Genomic DNA, 5453 nt, shown 5'->3' on the forward strand with positions numbered 1-5453 from the left:
CGGAAGCGGAGACGCCCTTATGATCGACCAGCTCGACCAATCCGATGACGGCGCGAGCCCCACCGCACGCTTGCTCGACGAGCTTCAGCTCTATGGTCACCGGCCATTTGACGATGCGCTCGACCCGCGTCCGCTCCCCGAAGATCATCTGGTGCAAGGCGCGGTTGCCGACATCTTCGATGCGCTGATCGTCGCGCTCGCCGATACGCGCATGGAGCCGGATCTCGACGACATTCTCTGGGCGCAGGTCAATCTATTTCACCGCACCGAAACTCGGTTCGAGCGGCTGCTCGACGACAATGAGCAGGCGCAAAAGCGTCTCCAGCGCGAGCAGGACGGATCTGAGGTCAAGTCGGTCGAGCTCGAACGGCTGATCGCGCAAGGGATCAGCCTGATCGAACGCCGCAACGCGCTCGAAGCGTTCCGCGAGTGCGCCGCGGCAGCCTATGAAGCGCATTGCCGCAAGCCGTGGCGGCCGCATCACGGCTCGCTGGTCCACCGCCGGACCCTAACCTCAAGCCTCATCGACAGCCGCGACTTCATCGCCGCGCGCGCGCGCGGCGACGCTGCGATGCTGCTCCCTGCCGGACCTCGCATCGCCTTCACTGGCGGCCTCGACTGCGCCGATCACATCGCGATATGGGCAGCCCTCGACCGTTGCCGCGCCAAGCATCCCGACATGGTGCTGCTGCATGGCGGGGGCCCCAAGGGCGCCGAGCTCCTCGCTGCGCGCTGGGCCGATCACCGCCAGGTGACCCAGATCGCGTTTAAGCCCGACTGGACCCGGCACGCCAAGGCAGCTCCGTTCAAGCGCAACGACGCCATGCTCGAAAATCTGCCGATCGGCGTCGTCGTCTTCCCCGGGTCGGGCATCCAGGACAACCTCGCCGACAAGGCGCGTAAGCTCGGCATTCCGCTGTTCGACTTCCGACGCAACGCTGTGTGAGCGCCGTCCGGCGTCCTGCTAACACTGGCGGCGATGTCACTTCCGGCGTATATTCCCAGTCGCGCCGTGGCGGTGGTGGAGGCGCGATCGTCTCCACCTGTCGCTATGGAAAGGCATATCCCATGTTCGTCATCGGCCTGCTCGGCGCGGTCTGCGCGACCGCCGCCCTTACCATGTTCATCGTTCGCCTCGCAGAAATCGCGCTCCCTTGCTGGGTCGGACTTGTCAGTCTCTTCGCGGCTCTGCACTGCGACGTCGATCCGCTCCTCGCAATCGCCATCGCCCTTCTGCTCGGGGCGCTGACCCTCATCGCCGGACGGGCCGCGTTCGCGCAAAACCGGTCGCTCGGGCTGCGCGCCGCAGTCGCCGCCGTCTTCGTCATTCCGGCGGCCATTGCCGGTTATCACGTCGCTGGGGGCATCGTGTCGCTGACCAGCGGCTCGCAGCTCGCGCGCCTGGTCGCCGGGGCCGGCGGCGCAATCGGGGTTGGCTGGGCATCGCTTCAGCACCTGATCGGGGGCGCCTCTACACTCGGCAAGCCCACACGACTGGCAGATCTGGCCGGCCTAAACCGCGTCGATGGAACGCCGCGATGGCCGGCGGCGGCGACCCAGGAGCGCGGGCACCTTAGCTGACTGGCGATCGGCAAACGGTGCCATCGAGTCGCTCGTCGGAGCTTTGATGGTCCGGCAGGTCGCATCGTCATTACTCCGGCGGACCTGCCGCTCCCGTGCCCACTCGGTCTCTCGCAATGGCCGTATGGCCGCGGGTCCGCGCCTCTGCCGCAACGGGGCGGACGCGACTTTCTTCCCCTGCCGGGCCTCGGCCCGGCATTCCTCGCGAACCAAGAAAGCCGCTTCGCTCCGTCCTCCGCTCACGCTTCGGCCCTGCTCACCGGCTGACGCCGGCGGGGTGCGGCGGCGCCTCCCCGCGTCCCGGTCACGGCCATCGAGACCGCGATAGGCGCGGGTTCTCGATAGCCAAGGAGACGTGATCATGGCCACCATCGGCACCTTCAAGAAGTCCGCGAACGGCGAATATGTCGGCGACATCACCACCCTCTCAGTCCAGGCGAAGGGCGTCCGCATCGTCCCCGAGAGCGCCCGCGGCAACGACAGCGCGCCCTCGCACAGGGTGTTCGTCGGCAAGGCCGAGATCGGTGCAGGATGGGCGAAACGCTCGAACGAAGGGCGCGACTATCTCGGTCTGAAGCTCGACGACGTTAGCTTCACCGCTCCGATTTACGCCAATCTGTTCGACGACGAGGGCGGCGATAGCTACTCGCTGATCTGGTCGCGGCCGAACGGCAAGCGCGCCGATTGAGAGCCCCGACAAGCCCCGCCCGGGACACCCCCGGGCGGGGCTTTCTGCTGGTTGGGCAGCAGGTACGGCCCTGGAAGGAGGTGCGGAGCGGGTCTGGTCTCAACCTTCTCGGTCAATGACCTCTCGTCTTCGATGACGCGAGCGGCGCCGACACGCCAGCTGTGTCGATTTTGCGACATCGATTTTCGACACTCGGACAGCGGCGGCCATAGCGGCATGTTCTGACGCCAGACGCAGCCACGCGTCGCCCAACCGGAACAGCAATATGGTCGACCATACCGACCGCGCCGATGTCGCGCGGCACGGCAGCCCCTATTTGAATGCGCGGCAGGCGGCCTTCTTCCTCAAGATGTCGCCGCGCTCGCTCCAGCGGCTCCGCGCCAGCGGCAAAGGCCCGACCGTGCGGCGCCATGCGCGCATGGTCCTCTACCATATCGACGACCTCGAAGCCTGGTCGCGATCGCGCGCCGATGCCCGCGCGCGCGAGGCCCAATCATGACGCGGCGGAACCCGAATCCCAGCGATCTGCCCCTCTTTGTGTGGGGCGACGCGCGGCTTCAGCGCGATGTCGAACGCCGTCGCTTGCACCGCCGTGTGGGGCTCGTCGCCGTGCTCGCGAGCGCCGTCACGCTGTCGGCGGCGGTGCCGCCGCTCCCCCGTCTCGTGTGGAATGCGAGCGCCAGCGCACCGATCGGGCTCTACTTCGTCACGCCCGGCGGTCGCCCGCGACGTGGCGATATCGTGATCGCCCGCGTGGCGACGGCGGTGCGCGCTTTGGCCGCATCGCGGCGCTATATTCCGGCCGACGTTCCGCTCGTGAAGCATGTCGGCGGCTTGGTCGGCGACACCGTCTGCGCGGTCGGAAACACGATCATCATCGACGGCAAGGTCGTAGCCATCCGGCGCCGAGTGGACGCGATTGGCCGGGTGTTGCCGTGGTGGCGCGGCTGTCGGCTGCTTGGGCCGAGCGACATTTTCCTGCTCTCGGGTGGCGTGCCGGCGTCGTTCGACGGTCGCTACTTTGGCGTCAGTCCGCGTGCTGACATCATCGGTACTGCGAGGCCGCTATGGACGCGCTGAGGTCGCTTGCAGCGTTCGCGCTGCTGGTCGCGCCCGCCGCGACCGGCGCGCAGCCGGCCGCCGATCATGTCGCACGCTGGCGGCCGTACATCGCCGAAGCATCCTCCCGCTTCGCCGTGCCGGCAGAGTGGATCGAGCATGTCATGCGCGCCGAGAGCTTCGGACTGACGACGCTACATGGCCGCCCAATCCGGTCAAAAGCCGGTGCGATGGGGCTGATGCAGCTCATGCCGGCAACATGGACGGCGATGCGGAACACCTATCATCTCGGCACCAACCCAGACGATCCCCACGACAACATCATCGCTGGAGCAGCCTTTTTGGCGATGATGCGCGACCGGTTCGGCTATCCTGGTATGTTCGCGGCGTACAATGCCGGGGCGGCACGCTATGCTGCCTACCTCGCCGGCCAGTCGCGGCTGCCGCGCGAGACGGTGGCCTATTTGGGCGCCATCACAGGCGAACCTGGCGCCGCTGCTGTGATCCCCACAACGTCACCGCGCCAGCTCCTGTTCGTGCTGCGTCACGATCTTGCCAAGCAGGATCAGCCTCCAATTGCACGCCCGGCAAGCGATGGGATGTTCGCGATCCTGAGAGGGCAACGCTAGTGGCGGGCGGGGGAGGGGCTCGTCTCGTCGGAGGTGTCCTCGATGAGGAGGACAGCACGGACGGGAGACACATCATCATGGCTTATGTTTCGCAGCTCGAAGCGGTGTCGGCCAAAGCCACAGATCGCGTGACGGCGGCGCTCATTGCGGGGCTCGAACTCGAGTTTGGACGCGGCGCGGGCGAGGCTTTGGCAGCACGTTTTCTGGCAGCGGAAGAGACCGATTTCATCTGGGACGCACGCGTCGAAGAGCGCTGGCTCGGCGCGTATGAGAGCGTCGAAGATGATGATTTCGAGCTGGATCGGGTCGCAATTCTCGGTCGGATGAAGGGCCGCTGGTTCGTCGCGCAGCTTATCGTCGATGGCGAAGGGCACGCGCACGGAATGCTCGGCCGGCGCGACTTCAAGAGCGCAAACACGGCGCGGGAGGCTTTTGCCGATGCGCATTGAGCGGCAGCGGCAAGCATCGGAGAGGCGGCGTCACACCGACGCCGTCTCTCCCTTTTTTGAGCCGAGCAGGACAGAACAGGGGGGCAGGGAGCGTTTGCAAGATAAAGGCAGTGCCTCCGGGGCACTGCTAAGTTGCGGTCTGCACATCCCTTTTTCAGGAGGCTGCGCCTCCTGGGGCGGAGGCTGCCGCCTCGCGCTCGCCATCGTCATCGCCGGTGGCTGCCGATGAGCGAGGACGACGAGTTCACACCCAAGCTCGGCAAGCCGCGCGCAGGTGGCAAGGCCAAGCTGCGCAAATATCTGGGCGCGGTCGTTGGCGCAGCGGCCCGGACCGGCGCAACGTCCGGCATCCGGGCGCGGCGGTTCGACGGCAGCCGGATCGGTCGTGGCGCGAGCATGGGACGCGTGCTCTCCGGACGAGACCGGCTTGCCGGCCTTCGCAGCAGGCGCGCGGTTGTGAAGGCGCGCTTCGTGCGGCTGGGTGCGGCGAAGCTGTCTGCGGCGCGTGTCCACCTTCGCTACATGCAGCGCGATGGCGCGACCCGCGACGGTGCGCCGGGCTCGCTCTATTCTGCAGGCTCGGATGATGCCGACGGTCGCACGTTCATGGACCGCGCCGCCGAGGATCGCCATCAGTTCCGCTTCATCGTCTCGGCAGAGGACGGCGATCAGTATGACGATCTGAAGCCGCTGACTCGCCGGCTGATGGCGCAGATGGAGCAGGATCTCGGCACCAAGCTTGACTGGGTGGCGGCCGATCACTTCGACACGGGTCGTCCTCACACCCACATCGTCGTGCGCGGCCGCGACGAGCGCGGCGACAATCTCGTCATTGCGCGGGAATATATCAGCCATGGCTTGCGCGAGCGCGCCGCCGAGCTGGTGACGCTCGATCTGGGTCCGCGCACGACGCTCGAGATCGAGGAGCGGTTGCGCCATGACGTCGACGCCGAGCGGTTGACGCCGATCGATCGGCGGATGGCTCGCGACATGGATGAGGTCCGCGAGGTGAGGCAATCGATGCGTGATCCGTTTCAGCAGGCGCTC

At 66.8% G+C, this 5453-nt stretch carries 7 protein-coding genes and 1 pseudogene; all 8 read left to right on the forward strand.

Annotation, left to right across the window (positions count from 1 at the left end; translation table 11 throughout):
* Positions 1-19: 19 nt before the first annotated feature.
* Entirely contained in the window at positions 20-946 is a 927-nt protein-coding gene (locus tag JOZ79_RS01315) for a DUF2493 domain-containing protein (protein WP_294069535.1), read from the forward strand.
* Between the two features lie 122 nt (positions 947-1068).
* Entirely contained in the window at positions 1069-1581 is a 513-nt protein-coding gene (locus tag JOZ79_RS01320) for a hypothetical protein (protein ID WP_294069518.1), read from the forward strand.
* A 361-nt stretch (positions 1582-1942) separates the two neighbouring features.
* On the forward strand, positions 1943-2269 hold the full coding sequence (locus JOZ79_RS01325) for a DUF736 domain-containing protein (RefSeq protein WP_294069521.1): 327 nt from the start codon (positions 1943-1945) through the stop codon (positions 2267-2269).
* Between the two features lie 265 nt (positions 2270-2534).
* Positions 2535-2768, forward strand: a complete 234-nt coding sequence (locus JOZ79_RS01330; RefSeq protein ID WP_294069524.1) for a helix-turn-helix domain-containing protein — start codon at positions 2535-2537, stop codon at positions 2766-2768.
* Complete coding sequence (locus JOZ79_RS01335; protein WP_294069527.1) at positions 2765-3349, forward strand: S26 family signal peptidase; 585 nt, start codon at positions 2765-2767, stop codon at positions 3347-3349. The genes JOZ79_RS01330 and JOZ79_RS01335 overlap by 4 nt, the downstream gene beginning before the upstream one ends.
* Complete coding sequence (locus JOZ79_RS01340) at positions 3337-3957, forward strand: lytic transglycosylase domain-containing protein (RefSeq protein ID WP_294069530.1); 621 nt, start codon at positions 3337-3339, stop codon at positions 3955-3957. Before JOZ79_RS01335 ends, JOZ79_RS01340 begins: the two co-directional genes overlap by 13 nt.
* Before the next feature lie 128 nt (positions 3958-4085).
* Positions 4086-4406, forward strand: coding sequence for a hypothetical protein (locus JOZ79_RS01345; protein ID WP_294069533.1), 321 nt, complete (start codon positions 4086-4088; stop codon positions 4404-4406).
* Between the two features lie 225 nt (positions 4407-4631).
* Positions 4632-5453, forward strand: a pseudogene (locus tag JOZ79_RS01350) (conjugal transfer protein TraI); the annotation flags it as partial.

It is taken from the genome of Sphingomonas sp., assembly GCF_019242355.1.
Lineage (GTDB): Bacteria > Pseudomonadota > Alphaproteobacteria > Sphingomonadales > Sphingomonadaceae > Sphingomicrobium.